Annotated in this window: 16 protein-coding genes; 5 read left to right on the top strand and 11 right to left on the bottom strand. The window is 70.2% G+C overall.

Going from position 1 to position 17,219, the window contains the following annotated elements; all coding sequences use genetic code 11:
* Positions 1-202: 202 nt before the first annotated feature.
* The 10 genes from B1L07_10530 to B1L07_10485 form a co-directional block, all read right to left on the bottom strand.
* Positions 203-913 carry a phosphate transport system regulatory protein PhoU gene (locus B1L07_10530; protein AUZ55448.1) on the bottom strand — a complete coding sequence of 237 codons (711 nt, stop codon included), beginning with the start codon at positions 911-913 and terminating at the stop codon, positions 203-205.
* Between the two features lie 193 nt (positions 914-1,106).
* Positions 1,107-1,937 (bottom strand): phosphate ABC transporter ATP-binding protein, encoded by an 831-nt coding sequence (locus B1L07_10525; GenBank protein ID AUZ56551.1) that lies wholly within the window; start codon positions 1,935-1,937, stop codon positions 1,107-1,109.
* Between the two features lie 34 nt (positions 1,938-1,971).
* Positions 1,972-2,832, bottom strand: a complete 861-nt coding sequence (locus B1L07_10520; protein ID AUZ55447.1) for a phosphate ABC transporter, permease protein PstA — start codon at positions 2,830-2,832, stop codon at positions 1,972-1,974.
* On the bottom strand, positions 2,832-3,800 hold the full coding sequence (locus B1L07_10515; GenBank protein ID AUZ55446.1) for a phosphate ABC transporter permease subunit PstC: 969 nt from the start codon (positions 3,798-3,800) through the stop codon (positions 2,832-2,834). Before B1L07_10515 ends, B1L07_10520 begins: the two co-directional genes overlap by 1 nt.
* An 89-nt stretch (positions 3,801-3,889) precedes the next feature.
* Positions 3,890-4,975 (bottom strand): phosphate ABC transporter substrate-binding protein PstS, encoded by a 1,086-nt coding sequence (locus B1L07_10510; GenBank protein AUZ55445.1) that lies wholly within the window; start codon positions 4,973-4,975, stop codon positions 3,890-3,892.
* Positions 4,976-5,264: 289 nt separating this feature from the next.
* On the bottom strand, positions 5,265-6,284 hold the full coding sequence (locus B1L07_10505) for a phosphate ABC transporter substrate-binding protein PstS (GenBank protein AUZ55444.1): 1,020 nt from the start codon (positions 6,282-6,284) through the stop codon (positions 5,265-5,267).
* Positions 6,285-6,799: 515 nt separating this feature from the next.
* Entirely contained in the window at positions 6,800-8,011 is a 1,212-nt protein-coding gene (locus B1L07_10500; protein ID AUZ55443.1) for a porin, read from the bottom strand.
* 660 nt (positions 8,012-8,671) lie between these two features.
* On the bottom strand, positions 8,672-9,307 hold the full coding sequence (locus B1L07_10495; GenBank protein ID AUZ55442.1) for an endonuclease III: 636 nt from the start codon (positions 9,305-9,307) through the stop codon (positions 8,672-8,674).
* Between the two features lie 137 nt (positions 9,308-9,444).
* A complete protein-coding gene (locus tag B1L07_10490) occupies positions 9,445-9,777 on the bottom strand; it encodes a hypothetical protein (GenBank protein AUZ55441.1) in 333 nt (110 codons plus the stop codon).
* A 28-nt stretch (positions 9,778-9,805) separates the two neighbouring features.
* Positions 9,806-10,588, bottom strand: a complete 783-nt coding sequence (locus B1L07_10485) for an enoyl-CoA hydratase (GenBank protein AUZ55440.1) — start codon at positions 10,586-10,588, stop codon at positions 9,806-9,808.
* A gap of 165 nt (positions 10,589-10,753) precedes the next feature.
* Between B1L07_10485 and B1L07_10480 the strand changes: the two genes are divergently transcribed.
* The 3 genes from B1L07_10480 (at position 10,754) to B1L07_10470 (ending at position 13,350) form a co-directional block, all read left to right on the top strand.
* Complete coding sequence (locus tag B1L07_10480; protein ID AUZ55439.1) at positions 10,754-11,452, top strand: peptidylprolyl isomerase; 699 nt, start codon at positions 10,754-10,756, stop codon at positions 11,450-11,452.
* Positions 11,453-11,647: 195 nt separating this feature from the next.
* A complete protein-coding gene (locus B1L07_10475) occupies positions 11,648-12,451 on the top strand; it encodes a CoA pyrophosphatase (GenBank protein ID AUZ56550.1) in 804 nt (267 codons plus the stop codon).
* Positions 12,448-13,350: a sulfurtransferase gene (locus B1L07_10470; GenBank protein AUZ55438.1), complete on the top strand. Its 903-nt coding sequence runs from the start codon at positions 12,448-12,450 to the stop codon at positions 13,348-13,350. The genes B1L07_10475 and B1L07_10470 overlap by 4 nt, the downstream gene beginning before the upstream one ends.
* Before the next feature lie 268 nt (positions 13,351-13,618).
* Here the strand turns inward: B1L07_10470 and B1L07_10465 are convergent, their stop codons facing one another.
* Positions 13,619-14,188: an N-acetylmuramoyl-L-alanine amidase gene (locus tag B1L07_10465; protein AUZ55437.1), complete on the bottom strand. Its 570-nt coding sequence runs from the start codon at positions 14,186-14,188 to the stop codon at positions 13,619-13,621.
* 50 nt (positions 14,189-14,238) lie between these two features.
* Here B1L07_10465 and B1L07_10460 point away from each other — a divergent pair, with 50 nt between their 5' ends.
* Together B1L07_10460 and B1L07_10455 are read left to right on the top strand one after the other, a co-directional pair.
* Positions 14,239-14,766 carry a hypothetical protein gene (locus B1L07_10460; GenBank protein ID AUZ55436.1) on the top strand — a complete coding sequence of 176 codons (528 nt, stop codon included), beginning with the start codon at positions 14,239-14,241 and terminating at the stop codon, positions 14,764-14,766.
* A gap of 139 nt (positions 14,767-14,905) precedes the next feature.
* The gene (locus tag B1L07_10455) at positions 14,906-17,089 is read left to right on the top strand and encodes a 23S rRNA (guanine(2445)-N(2))/(guanine(2069)-N(7))-methyltransferase (GenBank protein AUZ55435.1); all 2,184 of its coding nucleotides are present in this window, start codon (positions 14,906-14,908) and stop codon (positions 17,087-17,089) included.
* The last annotated feature ends 130 nt before the right edge of the window (positions 17,090-17,219 follow it).

Here is a 17,219-nt window from a genome sequence, read left to right as displayed (position 1 = left end):
GCGTGTCGCCACGTGCGCTTGTGCGAAATGATCGGGAAGCCTCGGCCTCAATCAGGCGTGCTGCGCCCGGCTTCGTCCCGCGCTCCAGCCCCTCCCCGAGCGGAAAAGGGGGCTGTCTTCCACTGCGCGCAGGCCCATGCGCGCCGGTGACGCTCAGGTCTTGCAGCCTCGCTCCAACGGGAGCGGGGATGCGGGCCTGCGGTCAGGTGTGGTCGACCGTGCTGGTCTCGTCGCGCTTCTCGCGCGGCGGCAGCGGTGCGTCGCCATGCACCAGGAACCAGACGTTCTCGGCGATGTTGGTGGCGTGGTCGCCGATCCGCTCCAGGTTCTTGGCCATGAACAGCAGGTGCGTGCACGGGGTGATGTTGCGCGGGTCTTCCATCATGTAGGTGAGCAGCTCGCGGAACAGCGCGGTGTACTGCGCGTCCAGCCGGGCGTCGTCCTGGCGCAGCGCCTGCGCGGCGTCGGCATCGCCGTTGCGATAGGCATCGAGCGCGCGCCGTACCTGCTGCGCGGCGAGCCGGCCGAGGGCGCGCAGCCCCTGGATCTGCGGCAGCGGCGGCACCGCGGCCAGCGCGATGGAGCGCTTGGCGACGTTGGCGGCATAGTCGCCGATGCGTTCGATGTCGGCCGGGATGCGCAGCCCGGCGAGGATCTCGCGCAGGTCGCGCGCCATCGGGCCGCGCAGGGCCAGGCGCATGACGTCGTGGCTGATCTGCTGCTCCAGCGCGTCAATGGCCTCGTCGTTGGCGATGATCCGGCGCGCGGCGCTTTCGTCGCGGCGCTCGATCACGTCCAGCGCGGCTTCGAGCTGGGCGACGGACATCTCGCCCATGCGCACGATCTCGGCCACCAGGCGGTGCTGTTCTTCGTCGTAGCTTTTCACGATGTGGTCGTTGGGATGGGTGTTCATGGGCGTCTCTGGGCGATGACGGAAGCGGGAGTGCGGAAGGGGGCTTGTTCGAGGCGGATCGCCGCTGCCGCACCGGCCCGTGATTCGCTGCGGCCGTGGCGGCGGCAGCGCCCGGGCGCGTGGCCGGCGCAGCGCGCGGTGCGGCCGTGCGGGTGCGGCCGATGCCGTCGCGGCATCGGCCAGGCGCGCCGCTTCAGCCGAACCTGCCGGTGATGTAGTCCTCGGTCTGCTGCCTGGACGGGTTGGAGAAGATCACGTCGGTGCGGTCGTGTTCGATCAGGTCGCCCAGGTACATGAAGGCGGTGTAGTCGGACACGCGCGCGGCCTGCTGCATGTTGTGGGTGACGATGGCGATGGTGTAGTCGTTCTTCAGCTCTTCGACCAGCTGTTCGATGCGGCTGGTGGAGATCGGGTCCAGCGCCGAGGTCGGCTCGTCCAGCAGCAGCACGTCCGGCTTGAGCGCCACCGCGCGGGCGATGCACAGGCGCTGCTGCTGGCCGCCGGACAGGCCCAACGCGCTCTGGCCCAGCTTGTCCTTGACCTCGTCCCACAGCGCGCCCTGGCGCAGCGCGTGCTCGACGCGGTCGGCCATCTCGGCCTTGGACAGCTTCTCGTGGTGGCGGATGCCGTAGGCCACGTTCTCGAAAATGGTCATCGGGAACGGCACCGGCTTCTGGAACACCATGCCCACCTTGGAGCGCAGGCGGTTCATCGGGTACTTCGCCGAGAGGATGTTCTCGCCGTCCAGCAGCACCTCGCCGCGGGCTTCGAGCTTGGGGTACAGCGCATAGATGCGGTTGAAGATGCGCAGCAGGGTGGACTTGCCGCAACCGGACGGGCCGATCAGCGCGGTGACGCGCTTTTCCGGGATTTCCAGGTTGATGTTCTTCAGCGCATGGAACTGGCCGTAATAGAAGTCCAGGCCGCGCGCGGCGAGCTTGACCGGTGCCGGCGTCTGCAGGTCCTGGTGCGCGGAGGGCACGGCGATGCGCTGCATCGGCACGGCATTGCTGAGGTCGTTCATGGGCAGGTCCATGGAAGTAGGTCGGTCGTTCGGATCAATCGTTCGAAATGCGGTTGCGCAGCAGCAGGCCACGCGCGGACAGGCTGACCAGCAGCACGAACACGGTCAGCACCAGGGCGCCGGCCCAGGCCAGCACCTGCCAGGATTCATAGGGGCTGCCGGCGAACTGGTTCATCACCACCGGCACCGAGGCCATCGGCTGGAACACGTTGCTGTTCCAGTACTGGTTGCCGAAGGCGGTGAACAGCAGCGGCGCGGTCTCGCCGGAAATGCGGGCCAGCGCCAGCAGGATGCCGGTGACGATGCCGGCCATGGCGCTGCGGTACAGCACCTGCACGATCACCTTCCACTGCGGCACGCCCAGCGCCAGCGCCGCCTCGCGCATCTGCACCGGCACCAGCCGCAGCATTTCGTCGGTGGTGCGGATCACCACCGGCAGCACGATGAAGGCCAGCGACAGCGCGCCGGCGAAGGCGGAGAAGTTGCCGCCGGTCTGCATCACGTACAGGGTGTAGACGAACAGGCCCAGCACGATCGACGGCGCCGACAGCAGGATGTCGTTGACGAAGCGCACCACCGTGCCGGCCTTGCACGCATTGCCGTACTCGGCCAGCCAGGTGCCCGCGGCCACGCCCAGCGGGGTGCCGATGGCGATGGCCAGCGCGCACATCACCGCGCTGCCGAAGAACGCGTTGAGCAGGCCGCCGTCCTGCATCGGCGGCGGCGTCATCTTGGTGAACAGGTCCAGGTTGATGCCCGGCAGGCCCTTGGCCAGCAGGGTCCACAGGATCCAGCCCAGGAACAGCAGGCCGAATGCGGCGGTGGCGCAGGCCATCAGCAGCGCGGCGCCGTTGACCAGGCGGCGGCGCAGGTACAGCGAGTCGGCGGTGGACATCAGTTGCCCTCCTTGCGGGCCAGGCGCATCAGCATCAGGCGGGCGATGGCGAGCACCACGAAGGTGACGATGAACAGCACGAAGCCCAGCAGCAGCAGTGCCGACCGGTAGGTTTCGGTGGCTTCGCCGAAGTCGTTGGCGATCAGCGCGGCGATGGTGGTGCCGGGCTCCAGCAGCGACGGCGTCAGGCGCACGCTGTTGCCGATCACGAACGCCACCGCCATGGTCTCGCCGAGGGCGCGGCCGAGGCCGAGGAAGATGCCGCCGATCACCGCCGAGCGGGTGTAGGGCAACACGATGTCCCAGCTCACTTCCCACTTGGTCGAACCCAGCGCGTAAGCCGATTCCTTCAGCCGGGTCGGCACGGTCAGGAACACCTCGCGCATCACCGAGGAGATGAACGGGATCACCATGATCGCCAGCACGAAGCCGGCGGTGAGCATGCCGATGCCCAGTGGCGGGCCCTGGAACAGCGGGCCGATCAGCGGCAGTCCGCCGAGGTGGTCGTTGAGGAACGGGGTGACGTATTCGGTCATCACCGGCACCAGCACGAACAGGCCCCACATGCCGTAGATGATCGACGGGATGCCGGCCAGCAGTTCGATGGCGGTGCCGACCGGGCCGCGCAGCCAGCGCGGCGCGACTTCGGTCAGGAAGAAGGCGATGCCGAAGCTCACCGGCACCGCGATCAGCATGGCGATCAGCGCGGTGACGATGGTGCCGTAGATCGGCGCCAGCGCGCCGAAGCGGTTTTCGACCGGATTCCAGTCGGCGGTGTAGAAGAAGCTCAGCCCCTGCTCCTGCAGCGCGTGGCGGCCGCCCCACAGCATGGACAGCGCGGCGCAGGCCAGGGCGGTGAGCACCAGCACCACGGTGACGATCAGGAACCCGCGGAACAGGCGGTCGTTGCGGGCGTCGCGCAGGTCGCGCGAGGTGGGCGGTGCGAGGGAGGCGGCAGTGGCGTTCATGGCAGCGGCATGGCCTGTGGGGAAGGACGGCGGGAGGCGGTGCGGAGCGCCGCGCCCGCTGGGCGCGGCGGTGGCTCGCTAGGCCCCGGTCACTTGAACTCGCTGGCCCAGTAGCCCTCGATCTGGGTCACCAGTTCGGCCGGCAGCGGCACGTAGTGCAGTTCGTTGGCCTGCTGCTGGCCGTTCTCGAACGCCCACTTGAAGAAGGCCAGCGTGTCCTGGTTGCGCTTGGCATCCTTGGGCTGCTTGCGCATCAGCATGAAGTTGGTGGCGGTGATCGGCCACGCCTGCTCGCCCGGGGCGTTGGTGATGACCAGGTTGAAGTCCCTGGCGTTGGCCCAGTCGGCGCTGGCGGCCGCGGCGGCGAAGCTCTCGGCGGTCGGCTGCACCCAGTTGCCGGCGGCGTTCTGCATCGACGCGTACGGCATGTTGTTCTGCAGCGCGTAGGCCAGTTCAACGTAGCCCAGCGAGCCCTTGATCTGCTGCACGTAGGAGGCCACGCCCTCGTTGCCCTTGCCGCCGACGCCGTCGGGCCACTGCACCGAGGTGCCTTCGCCGACCTTGTCCTTCCATTCGCCGCTGACCTTGGACAGGTAGTTGGAGAAGTTGAAGGTGGTGCCCGAGCCGTCGGAGCGGTGCACCAAGGTGATCTTGGTGTCCGGCAGCGCCACGCCCGGGTTGGCGGCGGCGATGGCCTTGTCGTTCCAGGTCTTGATCTTGCCCAGGAAGATGTCGGCCAGCAGCGTGCCGCTCAGGCGCAGCTGGCCCGGCTGCAGGCCTTCCAGATTGACCACCGGGACCACGCCGCCGATCGCCGACGGGAACTGGCCGAGGCCGGCCTGGGCCAGTTCCTCGGAGGACAGCGGCTTGTCGGACGAGCCGAAATCCACGGTCCCGGCCTTGATCTGGGCGATGCCGCCGCCCGAGCCGATGGACTGGTAGTTGATCCGCGCACCGGTGGCGGCGTTGTAGTCGGCCGACCACTTGGAGACCAGCGGGAAGATGAACGAGGCGCCGGCGCCGGAAATCTCGGCAGCGACCTTGTCGCCGGCGGCGGCGGGCGTTGCGGGGGCGGACGCCGCGCCGGGAGCGGAGTCGCTCTTGCCGCCGCAGCCCGACAGGCCCAGCGCGATGGCCAGGGAAAGGGCGGCAAGGCCGGTCGTGTGCAGTTTCATGCGGGAGCTCCATGGCGGCAGAAAGGCCGGCGCTGCCGGCGGATGCGGCTATGAAATGATGTTTTTGTTACAGCCTGATTACATGGGCTGGAAAACGGGGCGGCGGCCATGGGGGCGGGCGCCCGGCAGCGGTGTCGCGCCGGGAAAGCGGGCGCCTGCCGGGGCGGCCCCCGCGCGCGGCATCTCGCCCCGGTTCCCCTGCTTCCTGTCCGCCGCCCACGCAAAAAAAAGCGCGGATCACTTGATCCGCGCCCGAGGCGACGAGGGAGAGGGCCCGCCGGCTCTTTACTCAGTAACGCATGTTCTGCTGCCAGTAGGTCTCGATCTGGCGGACCAGCGGGGCCGGCAGCGGCACGTAGTCCAGCTGGCGGGCCTGGGCGCTGCCGTTGGCATAGATCCAGCGGAAATACTCGACGGTGGCCTTGGCGCCTTCCACGGTCTTGGGCTGCTTGCGCATCAGGATGAAGTTGGTGGCGGTGATCGGCCAGGACTGCTCGCCCGGGGCGTTGGTCATCACCAGGTAGAAGTCCTTGGCGTTGGCCCAGTCGGCGCTGGCGGCGGCGGCCGAGAAGGTCTCGTCGCGCGGCTGCACGAAGTTACCGGCGGCGTTCTTCAGGCGCGAGAAGGTCAGGCGGTTCTGCAGCGCATAGGAAAACTCGACGTAACCGATCGCGCCGCGGATCTGCTTGACGTAGGCGGCCACGCCTTCATTGCCCTTGCCGCCGATGCCCACCGGCCACTGCACGGTGGTGCCTTCGCCGACCTGCTTCTTCCAGTCGGCGCTGACCTTGGACAGGTAGTTGGTGTAGTTGAAGCTGGTGCCCGAGCCGTCGGAGCGGTGCACGACGGTGATCTTGGCGTCCGGCAGGGTCAGGCCGGCGTTGAGGGCGACGATGGCCGGGTCGTTCCACTTGGTGATCTTGCCCAGGAAGATGTTGGCAAGCGTCGGCCCGTCCAGCTTCATCGCACCGGCTTCCACGCCGGCCACGTTGATCACCGGGACCACGCCGCCGATCACCGACGGGAACTGCACCAGGCCCGCGGCGGCCAGTTCCTCGGGCTTGAGCGGGGCATCGGACGAGCCGAAATCCACCGTATTGGCCTTGATCTGGGCAATGCCGCCGCCCGAGCCGATGGACTGGTAGTTCACCTTCTTGCCGGTGGCGGCGCTGTAGTCGGCCGACCACTTGGACATGACCGGGTAGATGAACGAAGCGCCGGCGCCGGTGACGTCGGCGGCATTGGCGGCGAACACGGACGACGCGGCGAGGATGGCGACGACGGCGCGCGATTTGATGGCGTGGATCACGAATGGCTCCTGGCAGGTGAATGTGCGGTCAGTTCCGCCCGGCGCCTATTCCATAACCATTCGATGACAACGCCGCGTCTGTCATGTGACGCGGACATGACAGGCGCCGCGGAGCCGGACCGGTGTTGCGGCGGCGGCCAGCGGAGTGCGGTGAGCCCGTGGCCTGCAGGTGGCGGGCGCCGTCGCCGGGCGTGATGCCGGTAGCGTGGGGGCGCTGGAAGACGCCGCCACGCCGCTGGCGACGGAGTGTCGCGTGGCCCCGCGCAAGGCGGGAGCGCTGGGCTTCCCGCGGGTGGCGTGTCGGGGCCGTTGCGAGCGCCGTGCGCAGTGCGCAGTGCGCAAGGGCGAGGGAGGGGAGTGCGCCGGCCGGCAACGGCCACGCCGCGGCAACGGGCAACCCGCACGCCCGGCCGGTGGCCTGCACGGGCCGCAGCGCGGCACGCGCGAGCGGCGCAGGCTGAAACGACGAACGCCCCTTGCGGGGCGTCCGTGGTGCAGCGTGGAGCGGGAGCCGCTTACCAGAAGAACTGCAGGCGGGCTTCCAGGATGTTCGGCTTGTCGGCGACGAAGCCGCGCGCGCTGGAGGAGTACTTCTTGCTGTCGACCATCACGTAGTTCAGCGAGGCCTTGAAGTTGGAGCGCCAGTACCAGTTGGCGCCGACGGTCCAGATGTCCATCTTGCCGCCCAGCACGCCGTCCACCAGCGGGGCGCCGCCGGCCACGGCCGGCGCGCGCAGGCCGCCGTCGTTCAGGTCGATGTGGTCGAAGCGCGCGCCCAGCTGCCACATGCCACGGCCCGGCTCGTCCGGCAGGCCCAGGCTCGGGGTGCCGCCCTTGTAGCCCCAGGTCTCGCCGGTGACGTTCCATACGCCGCTGACGTAGTAGCCGTCGGTGGTGTAGTTGCCGTGGTCGTAACGCTTGACCTTGGCGCTGTAGTACTCGCCCTGGGCCTTGAACGGGCCGTGCACGTACATCGCTTCGGCGCCGAGCGTGCCGATGCGGTCGGTGTCCTTCAGGTCGCCGCTGTCGACCAGGCGCACGGTGGCCAGGTCGGCGTTCGGGCGCGCGCGCAGGCGCAGGGTGTCGGCATCGGTGTCGTAGTCGGCGTAGCTCAGGCCGAAGTGCAGGATGTTGCCCTTCTCGTTGATCGGGGCGAAGGTGCCGCGCACGCCGTAACCGCTGCCGTGGGCCAGGTTGCGGGTCAGCTCGCGGCCGAAGGCCGACGCGGTGAGCGACCAGTTGGCGTCGCCGATGCCGTAGCCCACGCCGAGGCGGCGGGCGACGGCGTAGGTGTTGGTCACGGTGGCCTTGGAAATGAAGTCGTTGTTCTTGGTGCTGGACAGTTCTTCCAGGCTGTTGGGCTGCTTGAACTGGCCGGCCTGCAGGAAGTGGTTGGCGTTGCCGCCCAGCTTGTACTTGAGGTTGGTGTCCAGGAACTTGTCGGCCTTGGCGTCGTAGCCGACCACCCACTCGACGTTGCCCGGGCCCTTGCCCTTCAGCACCAGCTCGGCGCGGCGCAGCTCGAACTCGCTGTCCTTGCCGTTCATCCCGGTGGTGCCGTTGAGGTCGGCGCGGTCGTTGCTGAACCAGTTGCCGTCAGCCTGTACCAGGCCTTCAAACGTGATCTCGGAACCGCCAATGACGTCGATGGCGACTTCGGCATGGGCAGCCGGCGCGAACAGTGCCGCGGCGACGGCCGCCGTGAGGAGTTGGCGATGCAGTTTCATGGGATGGGTAGCCTTGCGGGCAGGTTGAGGATGATGCGCAGGCTAGGGCGTAAAGATTGCGTAAATGTGACAGTCCCGCGACCTGCGCCCGCTGCCGTCGCGCCCACCCCGGCGTAGTGGACGGGGTGGCTGTTACCGGCAGGTGTCGCGCAGATGGCAGTCGCGTGCGCCAGCGGGCGGGCGGCCCGCGAGGGGGGCTGTCGGCCCCTGCATGGGCGCCGCGCGCGGCTGCCACGCGTGGCGGCATCAGGCGACGATCCTGTCCTTGCAGTGGCCCAGGTCGCGGATCACGCACTGCGGGCAGTCTGGCTTGCGCGCCGGCCCGCAGCGCCGGATCGGCGGCATTGGGTCGATGCCGCGCCCGCGGCTGGCCATGCCGCCGCCTCAGGTGACGGTCTTGTCCTTGAAGTGGCACAGGTCGCGGATGACGCACTGCGGGCAGTCTGGCTTGCGCGCCGGCCCGCAGCGCCGGATCGGCGCCTTTGGGTCGATGCCGCGCCCGCGGCTGGCCCTGCCGCCGCCTCAGGCGACGGTCTTGTCCTTGAAATGGCACAGGTCGCGGATCACGCACTGCGGGGAGTCTGGCTTGCGCGCCGGCCCGCAGCGCCGGATCGGCGCCATTGGGTCGATGCCGCGCCCGCGGCTGGCCCTGCCGCCGCCTCAGGCGACGGTCTTGTCCTTGAAATGGCACAGGTCGCGGATCACGCATTGCGGGCAGTCCGGTTTGCGCGCCTTGCACACATAGCGTCCATGCAGGATCAACCAATGATGCGCATCCTGCAGGAACTCCGCCGGGATCACCTTCAGCAGCCCGTCCTCCACCGCGCGCACGTCCTTGCCCGGCGCCAGCCCGGTGCGGTTGGACACGCGGAAGATATGCGTGTCCACCGCCATCGTCGGTTCGCCGAAAGCGGTATTGAGCACCACGTTGGCGGTCTTGCGGCCAACCCCGGGCAGCGCTTCCAGCGCGGCGCGGTCGGCGGGCACCTCGCCGCCGTACTTCTCCACCAGGATCGCGCAGGCGGCGATCACGTTCTTCGCCTTGGCGTTGTACAGGCCGATGGTGGAGATGTAGGGCTTCAGTCCTTCCTCGCCCAGCGCGAGGATCGCCTGTGCGGTGTTGGCCACCGGAAACAACTTGCGGGTGGCCTTGTTCACCCCGACATCGGTGGCCTGCGCCGACAGCGTCACCGCCACCAGCAGCTCGAACGGCGTGCGGTATTCCAGCTCGGTGGTCGGGTGCGGATTCAGTTCGCGCAGTCGGGTGAACATCTCACGCACTTCCGCGCCGTTCATGCGCCTGCTGCGTGACGCGCGCGCGCCCGCAGCGGCGCCGGCAGCGGGGCGCGCGCGTCCGGGCTTCGCCGCCGTCGTCATGCCGGCACCGGTGCCGGTTGCTGCCTTGGCCGCGGTGCGCGGGCTCGTCGGTTTCTTCATGGCTGCTTCGCCTTTGCCTGGGCGCGGGCCAGGATCGCCGCCGCGGCCGCGGGCAGGGCGGGTCTGCGGTCCGGCGCCGGCGGCGGTGCGCGCCGGGCCTCGCGCTCGGCGGCGCGCCGCGCCAGGCGCACGGCGCGGGCACGGTACCGCTCACGCGCCGCCCAGGCGCCCTGCAGCCGCTGCTGGGCCTGGGCCAGTCGTTGTGGCAGGTCCGGGTGCTGCGGGTCCAGCGTCGCGTCGCCGGGCTGCGGCGCGTAGTCCATCAGGCCGGCGTCGATCGCGGCGTCGAGGTTGTCGTCCAGCACGTACTGCAGCAGCTGGCGGGGGATGCGGAAGCAGCGGGCATCGCGGTGCGGGTCAGCAGTTGCGGAATTCCGGGGCGCGGCGTTCCAGGAACGCGCGGGTGCCTTCGCGCATGTCCTCGGTGGAGAACATCAGCCCGAACTGCGCGCTTTCGTACTCCAGCCCTTCCTCGATGCCGCATTCGCCGCCGATATTGACCGCGTCGAGCATGCCGCGCAGCGCCAGCGGCGCGGCCTTGGCCAGCTGCGTGGCGATCTTCAGGGTTTCCGCTTCCAGCTCGGCGGCGGCGACCACGCGGTTGACGATGCCCAGTTGCTGGGCGCGGGCGGCGTCGATCGGCGCGCCGAGCAAACACAGTTCCAGGGTGGCGGCGCGGCCGGCCAGGCGCAGCAGGCGCTGGGTGCCGCCGAAGCCCGGGATCAGGCCGAGGTTGATTTCCGGCTGGCCGAGCCGGGCGCTGTCGGCGGCGATGCGCAGGTGGCAGGCCATGGCCAGTTCCAGCCCGCCGCCCAGTGCGAACCCGTTCACCATGGCGATCACCGGCCTGGGCAGGCGCTCGATGCGCCGCATCAGGCGCTGCCCGAGCAGCGAGAAGTCGCGCCCCTGGACCGCGCTGAGGCCGTTCATCTCGGCGATGTCGGCCCCGGCCACGAACGCCTTGGGGCCGGCGCCGGTCAGCACCACCACGCGCACGTCCGCGGCCGTGGCCGCGTCCGCGAACGCGGCGTCCAGCGCCTCCAGGGTCTGGCGGTTGAGCGCGTTGAGCTTCTCCGGGCGCTGCACGGTGATGGTGCGGACGCCGTCGCGGGTGTTGATCGAAACCGGTGCGTCGGACATGCGGACTCCACGAAAAGTTAAGAAAAAGTGATTGGGGAACTCCCGCCACGACCGTTGGTCAGAAGCCCTTGTCGTCAGTGGCGGTCCGCCGTTGTGGCGGCTATCCTAACCCGTCGCCTCTAGCGGCATGGTTGCCCTGAGACATCTTTCCTGGAGAACTGTTTGATGAAGTTGCGTTCTATCGCGGTCGCCGTGGCCGCCCTGGCCCTCACCGGCACTGCAATGGCCCAGGACGTCTCGTCCGAGAAGGGCAAGCTGAGCTACTACTTCGGATACGACTACGGCAACAACCTGGCCGAGCTCACCGGCCGCGGCGAACAGCTGGACATCGCCTCGGTGGTGAAGGGCCTGCAGGACGCGTACGCGAAGAAGCAGCCGGCGATCACCGCCGAGCAGCTGAAGCCGGCCGTCGAAGCGTTCCAGAAGCGCGAGCAGGGCCGTGCCGCGGCGGCCAAGGCCGAGTACGAGAAGGTGGCCGCGGAAAACAAGACCCGCAGCGACCAGTTCATGGCCGCCAACAAGGCCAAGGCCGGCGTGCAGACCCTGCCCAGCGGCGTCCAGTACCGCGTGATCGAGACCGGCAACGGCGCCAAGCCGACCCAGGCCAGCACCGTGCAGCTGCAGGTTGCCGGTCCGTTCCCCTACGGCCAGCGCCCGGAGAACGTGCAGGCCCACGACGTGCCGGCGCTGAAGCTGAGCGACGTGGAGATGCAGGCCATGCGCGAAGCGCTGCTGCAGATGCCGGCCGGCTCCAAGTGGGAAATCTCGCTGTCGCCGGACAAGGCCTTCGGTGCCGATCCGCGTACCGGCTTCCCGCCGAACGTGGCCGTCCAGTACGAAGTCAAGCTGGTCAGCGTCAAGTAACCACTGCCCGCAGTGGGCAGGACGAATGCGCCGGCGGCCAGTACGCCGGCGCATTTTTCATTGGGCTTCCCGGCGTTGCCTGCGCCGGGCATCCGCGCGCGGCGACACGCCGCGATGACGGCCGCGCCGCGGTGGCTGTCGCGCGGTACGCCCCGGTGCCCGCGTTCGCGCTAGGCTTGCAGGATGTCGCACTCGATGGATGCCACGCGCCGTGCCGTTTCCAGTCCCTGCATCGGAATCTGCTCGCTGGACCCGGCCGGCCACTGCCGTGGCTGCCTGCGCACGCGCGCGGAGATCGCCGGCTGGATCGGCATGAGCGAACACCAGCGCCGGCAGCTGATGCAGGACGTGCTGCCGCTGCGCGCGCGCGCTGCCGGTTCGCTGGCGGCGGCGCTGCCCGGGCACGAACGGCTGCTGCGCGCGTTGAACCCGCTGGCCGCCGCGCCTGCCGGCAAAGGCTGGAACCACGACGAGCTGGCCGACCTGCTGCCCCCGGGTCCCCCGGCCGAGGCCGCGGTGCTGGCCGGGCTGGTGCCGCGGCCGCAGGGCGTGCAGGTACTGCTGACCCGCCGTACCGAGACCCTGCGCAACCACGGCGGCCAGGTCGGCTTTCCCGGCGGCCGCATCGAACCGGGCGACCGCAACCCGGTGGCGGCGGCGCTGCGCGAGAGCAGCGAGGAGATCGCGCTGCCGCATGAGCGGGTGCAGGCGCTGGGCTACCTGGATCCGTTCGTCACCATCTCCAGTTTCCGGGTGACCCCGGTGGTGGCGGTGATCGACCCGGCGTTCGTGCCGGTGCCGCAGCCTGCGGAAGTGGCCGAAGTGTTCGAAGTGCCGCTGGATTTCCTGATGGACCCGGGCAACCTGCGCCAGGTCGAGATCGACCACCGCGGCCGCGTCCGCCACGTGCTCGAGTACACCTGGCCGGGGCAGCGCATCTGGGGCGCCACCGCGGCCATCCTCTACAACCTGCGTCGCCGACTGGAGCAGACCCCATGAATGCCATCGCCCCGCCATGGACCACGCTGGTGGACGTCGCTTCGCTTGCCGCCGCCCTTGCCGCGCAAGCCCCGCGCCTGCTCGACGCCCGTGCCACCGCCAGCACCGCGCTGCGGCTGGTGGACGCGCGCTTCTCGCTGGCCGACCCGCAGTCCGGCGCCGCGCAGTATGCGGCGGGGCACCTGCCGGGCGCGGTGTATGCCGATCTCAACCGCGACCTGTCCGACCTGTCGCGGCAGGGCCACGGCCGTCACCCGCTGCCGGAAAGTGATGCCTTCGCCGCCACCGTGGGGCGCTGGGGCATCGGCCCGGATACCCAGGTGGTGGTCTACGACGCCGGCGACGGCAGCATGGCCGCGGCGCGGCTGTGGTGGCTGCTGCGGTTGATCGGCCACCGCCGGGTCGCGGTGCTCGATGGTGGGCTGGCGGCCTGGCAGGCCGCCGCGCAGCCGCTGTCGACCGAGCCGGCGGAGGTGCCGGCGTTGCCGCCGTATCCCGGGCGCTTCGACCTGTCACAGGTTGCCGCTGCCGACGAAATCGCCGCGCGCCTGTCGCAGGCGCCGGGCTGGCTGATCGACGCCCGTGCCGGCGAACGTTACCGCGGCGAGGTCGAGCCGCTGGACCGGGTCGCCGGGCACGTGCCGGGCGCGCGCAACCGCCCGTTCGCGCTCAACCTGCGCGATGGCCGCTTCCGCCCGGCGGCGGAGCTGCGCGCCGAACTGGAACCGTTGCTGGGCACCTACGCGCCGGGCGAGGCGGTGATGATGTGCGGCTCCGGCGTCACCGCCTGCCACCTGCTGCTGGCCTTCGAGGTCGCCGGCCTGGGCGGGGCGCGGGTGTTCGCCGATTCGTGGAGTGGCTGGTCATCCGATCCCTCGCGCCCGGTGGCGCGCGCGTAGCAGCGGCCTGGGCGGCGAACGTGCCCGCCGGCGACGGCGGGCGTGGCGGTGCCTGCGCCCTTGCGGATTCCGGCGCGACCGCCGCGGCCAGCCAATGAACGGCTGTCCGCCGGCACCCACGGCTGTGCAGGTCTGCCCGGCCCGCCCCCTGGCGTCCACGGCAACGGCGCCCGCCGCGACGGGGCCTGCCCGGAATGGCGCTCCACCGCAGCGCCTGCCGCCATCGCCGGCGTCCGATGCATCCGCCCGGTCGCGGCTGAAGCCGCGCCTACGCGGCTGCCGGCAGGCGTTGCAGCGTGATCGCCGCCAGCACCGGGTCCCACGGGAACCGCGGCCCCGGATCGCGCTTGCGTGGCACCGTGCGCGCCGGGTCGTCGCTGGCCGCCACCTGCTCGGTGTCCAGATCCTCGTGGCCGGCGATCCAGCGCAATGCCGGCAGCCGCTGCGGCAGCCAGCGCAGCAGCGCCACCAAGGCGTCGATCTGGGCCTGCGGGTACGCCTCGTCCATCGCCTGGTGGCGCGAGTCCAGCCAGTGCGGGTAGCGGCCGCTGTTGACCAGTTCGATGCCGAGCGCGCGCGGGTTGATGCCGCGCACGTGGTGGGCGCTGCGTTCCGGCGCGACGTACTGGTGGATGCTGCCGTCGCGGTCGATGTAGTAGTGGCCGCTGTTGCCGGTGCCGCTGGCGTACAGCACGCGTTCGCCGTACGCGCGTGCCATCGCCAAGTCCGGCAGTTCGGTGCAGTGGATCACCACCAGGTCGATCGCGCCCGGTTCACGCAGCGCCAGCAGCGGCTCGTAGGGCAGGGGATCGATATGGATCGCGGGCATGGCGTGCATCGGCCGATGCTAGCATTGCCGCCCCGCCATGCTTCCTCCCACGGTGCCCCATGAGTCGCGGCCACTGCATCCTGTCCCATGGTTTCGAGAGCGGTCCCGACGCGACCAAGGTCACCGCGCTGGCCGAGGTGGCGCAGCGCCTGGGCTGGACCCATGAGCGCCCGGACTACACCGACCTCGATGCCCGCCGCGAGATCAGCGAAGTGGGCGACGTGCCGGGGCGCCTGCAGCGCCTGATCCGCCTGGCCGGCGAGGCCGCCGCGCGCGGCCCGGTGGTGCTGGCCGGGTCCAGCCTTGGCGCCTACATCTCCGCCATCGCCTCGCTGCAGGTGCCGGTGCGCGGGCTGTTCCTGATGGTGCCGCCGACCCGGATGGGGCCGATGCCGGCGCTGGACGCGGCACCGGTGCCGACCAGCGTGGTCCATGCCTGGGGCGACGAACTGATCCCGCCGGCCGCGGTGATCGCCTGGGCGCAGGCCCGCGCCGCGCGGCTGCTGCTGGTCGACGACGGCCACCGCCTGGAACACCACGTCGACGCCTCGGCACGCGAATTCGAAGCCCTGCTGCAGGCCTTGTAACGGCTGCCGATCCCGTGGATGCGGGGCTTGCCCCGCATGTGGCTTCACCGGGAACGCTTCATGCGGGGCAAGCCCCGCATCTACATGGGCCCCGTACAATGGCGCCCCCGGCCCATTGCCGTTCCCCCGTGGTATCCCCGTGAAATTCTTCGTTTCCTGCGCCAAGGGCCTGGAGTACCTCCTGGCCGACGAACTGCTGGCGCTCGGCCTGCCCCGCGCCACCGCGACCATCGCCGGGGTCAATGCCGAAGGGGAACTGCGCGACGCCCAGCGCGTGGTGCTGTGGTCGCGCCTGGCCAGCCGCGTGCTGTGGCCGCTGGCCGAGTTCGACTGCCCGGACGAGGGCTCGCTGTACCAAGGCGTGCTGGCGATGCCGTGGGAAACGCATCTGGACGCCGAATTGACCCTGGCGGTCGATGCGCATGTCTCCGGTGACGCCATCACCCACGCGCGTTTCGCCGCGCAGCGGATCAAGGACGCCGTGGTGGACCGGCTGCGCGGGCAGGGGCTGGAGCGGCCGTCGGTGAACGTCGAGTTGCCGGACGTGCGCATCAACCTGTCGCTGCGCAAGGGCCGGGCCACGATCTCCATCGACCTCGGCGGCGGTTCGCTGCACCGGCGCGGCTGGCGCCTGGCGCAGAACGATGCACCGCTCAAGGAAAACCTGGCCGCCGCGGTGCTGCTGCGCGCCGGCTGGCCGAAGATCCACGCCGAAGGCGGCGGCCTGCTCGACCCGATGTGCGGCGGCGGTACGCTGCTGATCGAAGGCGCGCTGATGGCCGCCGACGTCGCGCCCGGGCTGCAGCGTTATGCGGATCCCTCCGCAACGGCCCGGCCATCCATGGCCGGACTTTCCACCAGGCCGCCGAGCCGCTGGCGCGGTTTCGACCAGGCGCAGTGGCGCGAACTGGTGGCCGAGGCGCGCGAGCGCGAGCGTGTCGGCCGCGCCGCGTTGAAACAGGTCATCCACGGCAGCGACCTCGACCCGCAGGCGATCCGTGCGGCCAGGCAGAACGCCGAGGAAGCCGGTGTCGGCCAGGCCATCTGGTTCGGCGTGCGCGACGTGGCCGACCTGCAGGTGCCGCCGCAGGAAACCGGCTGCGTGGTCTGCAACCCGCCCTATGACGAACGCCTGGCCGCCGACGCCGCGCTGTACCGCCGCCTGGGCGAGGCGCTCAAGCGCACGGTGCCGCAGTGGCGCGCCAGCCTGCTGTGCGGCAACGCCGAGCTGGCCTTCGCCACCGGCCTGCGCGCGCGCAGGACCTACCAGCTGTTCAACGGCGCCATCGAGTGCACGCTGATCGTCTGCGACCCCATCGCGGTGGCCGGGCGCGCGGACGACGGCCAGCCGCGGGAACTCAGCGAGGGCGCGCAGATGGTGGCCAACCGCCTGCGCAAGAACCTGAAGAAGTTCAAGAGCTGGCGTGCGCGCGAGAACGTGAGCTGCTTCCGTGCCTACGACGCCGACCTGCCGGAGTACGCGGCGGCCATCGACGTCTACCAGGAGGACGGCGGCAAGCGCCGCACCTTCCTGCACGTGCAGGAATACGCCGCGCCGGCCACCATCCCCGACGCCGACGTGCGCCGCCGCCGCAACGAGCTGTTGGCCGCCGCGCGCGAGGTGTTCGAGGTGCCGGCCGAGCAGGTGGCGCTGAAATCGCGCGAGCGCGGCAAGGGCGGCAGCAAGTACGGCCGCTTCGAGCAGCGCGGCGAGTTCATCCTGGTGCGTGAGAACGAGACGCTGCTGCGGGTGAATCTGTTCGACTACCTGGATACCGGCCTGTTCCTCGACCACCGCCCGCTGCGCCGGCACATGGCCGCGCAGGCGCGCGGCAAGCGTTTCCTCAACCTGTTCTGCTACACCGGCGTGGCCAGCGTGGAAGCGGCGGTGGCCGGCGCGGCCGCGACCACCAGCGTCGACCTGTCCGGTACTTACCTGCAGTGGTGCGCCGACAACCTGGCCCTGAACGGCATGGGCGGCAGCCGCCACCAGCTGGTGCAGGCCGATGCGATCCAGTGGCTGGAGGCCGAGCAGGGCCAGTACGACGTGATTTTCTGCGACCCGCCGACCTTCTCCAACTCCGCGCGCGCCGAGGACTTCGACGTGCAGCGCGAGCAGCTGCGCCTGTTGCGCGCGGCGGTGGCGCGGCTGGCGCCGGGCGGCGTGCTGTACTTCTCCAACAACTTCCGCCGCTTCAAACTCGAAGAGAACGCCATCGCCGGGTTCGCGCGCTGCCGCGAGATCAGCGCCAGGACCATCGGTCCGGATTTCGAACGCAACGCGCGCATCCACCGCGCGTGGGAGCTGCAGCGGCTGGAGTGACGCACGCGCCGGCATCGCCAGCCGGCAACATGCCAAAGCCACTTTCTGCATGAAGCAGATGCAGGGCTTCTGTCATCGGCGGGAAACGCGCGGCGCCGACCATGCGCGCCGCGGGTCGGCATTGCCGGCC

The organism is Stenotrophomonas acidaminiphila (genome assembly GCA_002951995.1).
Lineage (GTDB): Bacteria > Pseudomonadota > Gammaproteobacteria > Xanthomonadales > Xanthomonadaceae > Stenotrophomonas > Stenotrophomonas acidaminiphila_A.
Note: the sequence above shows the minus strand (reverse complement) of the source record. Positions and strands in the feature narration are given on the sequence as shown.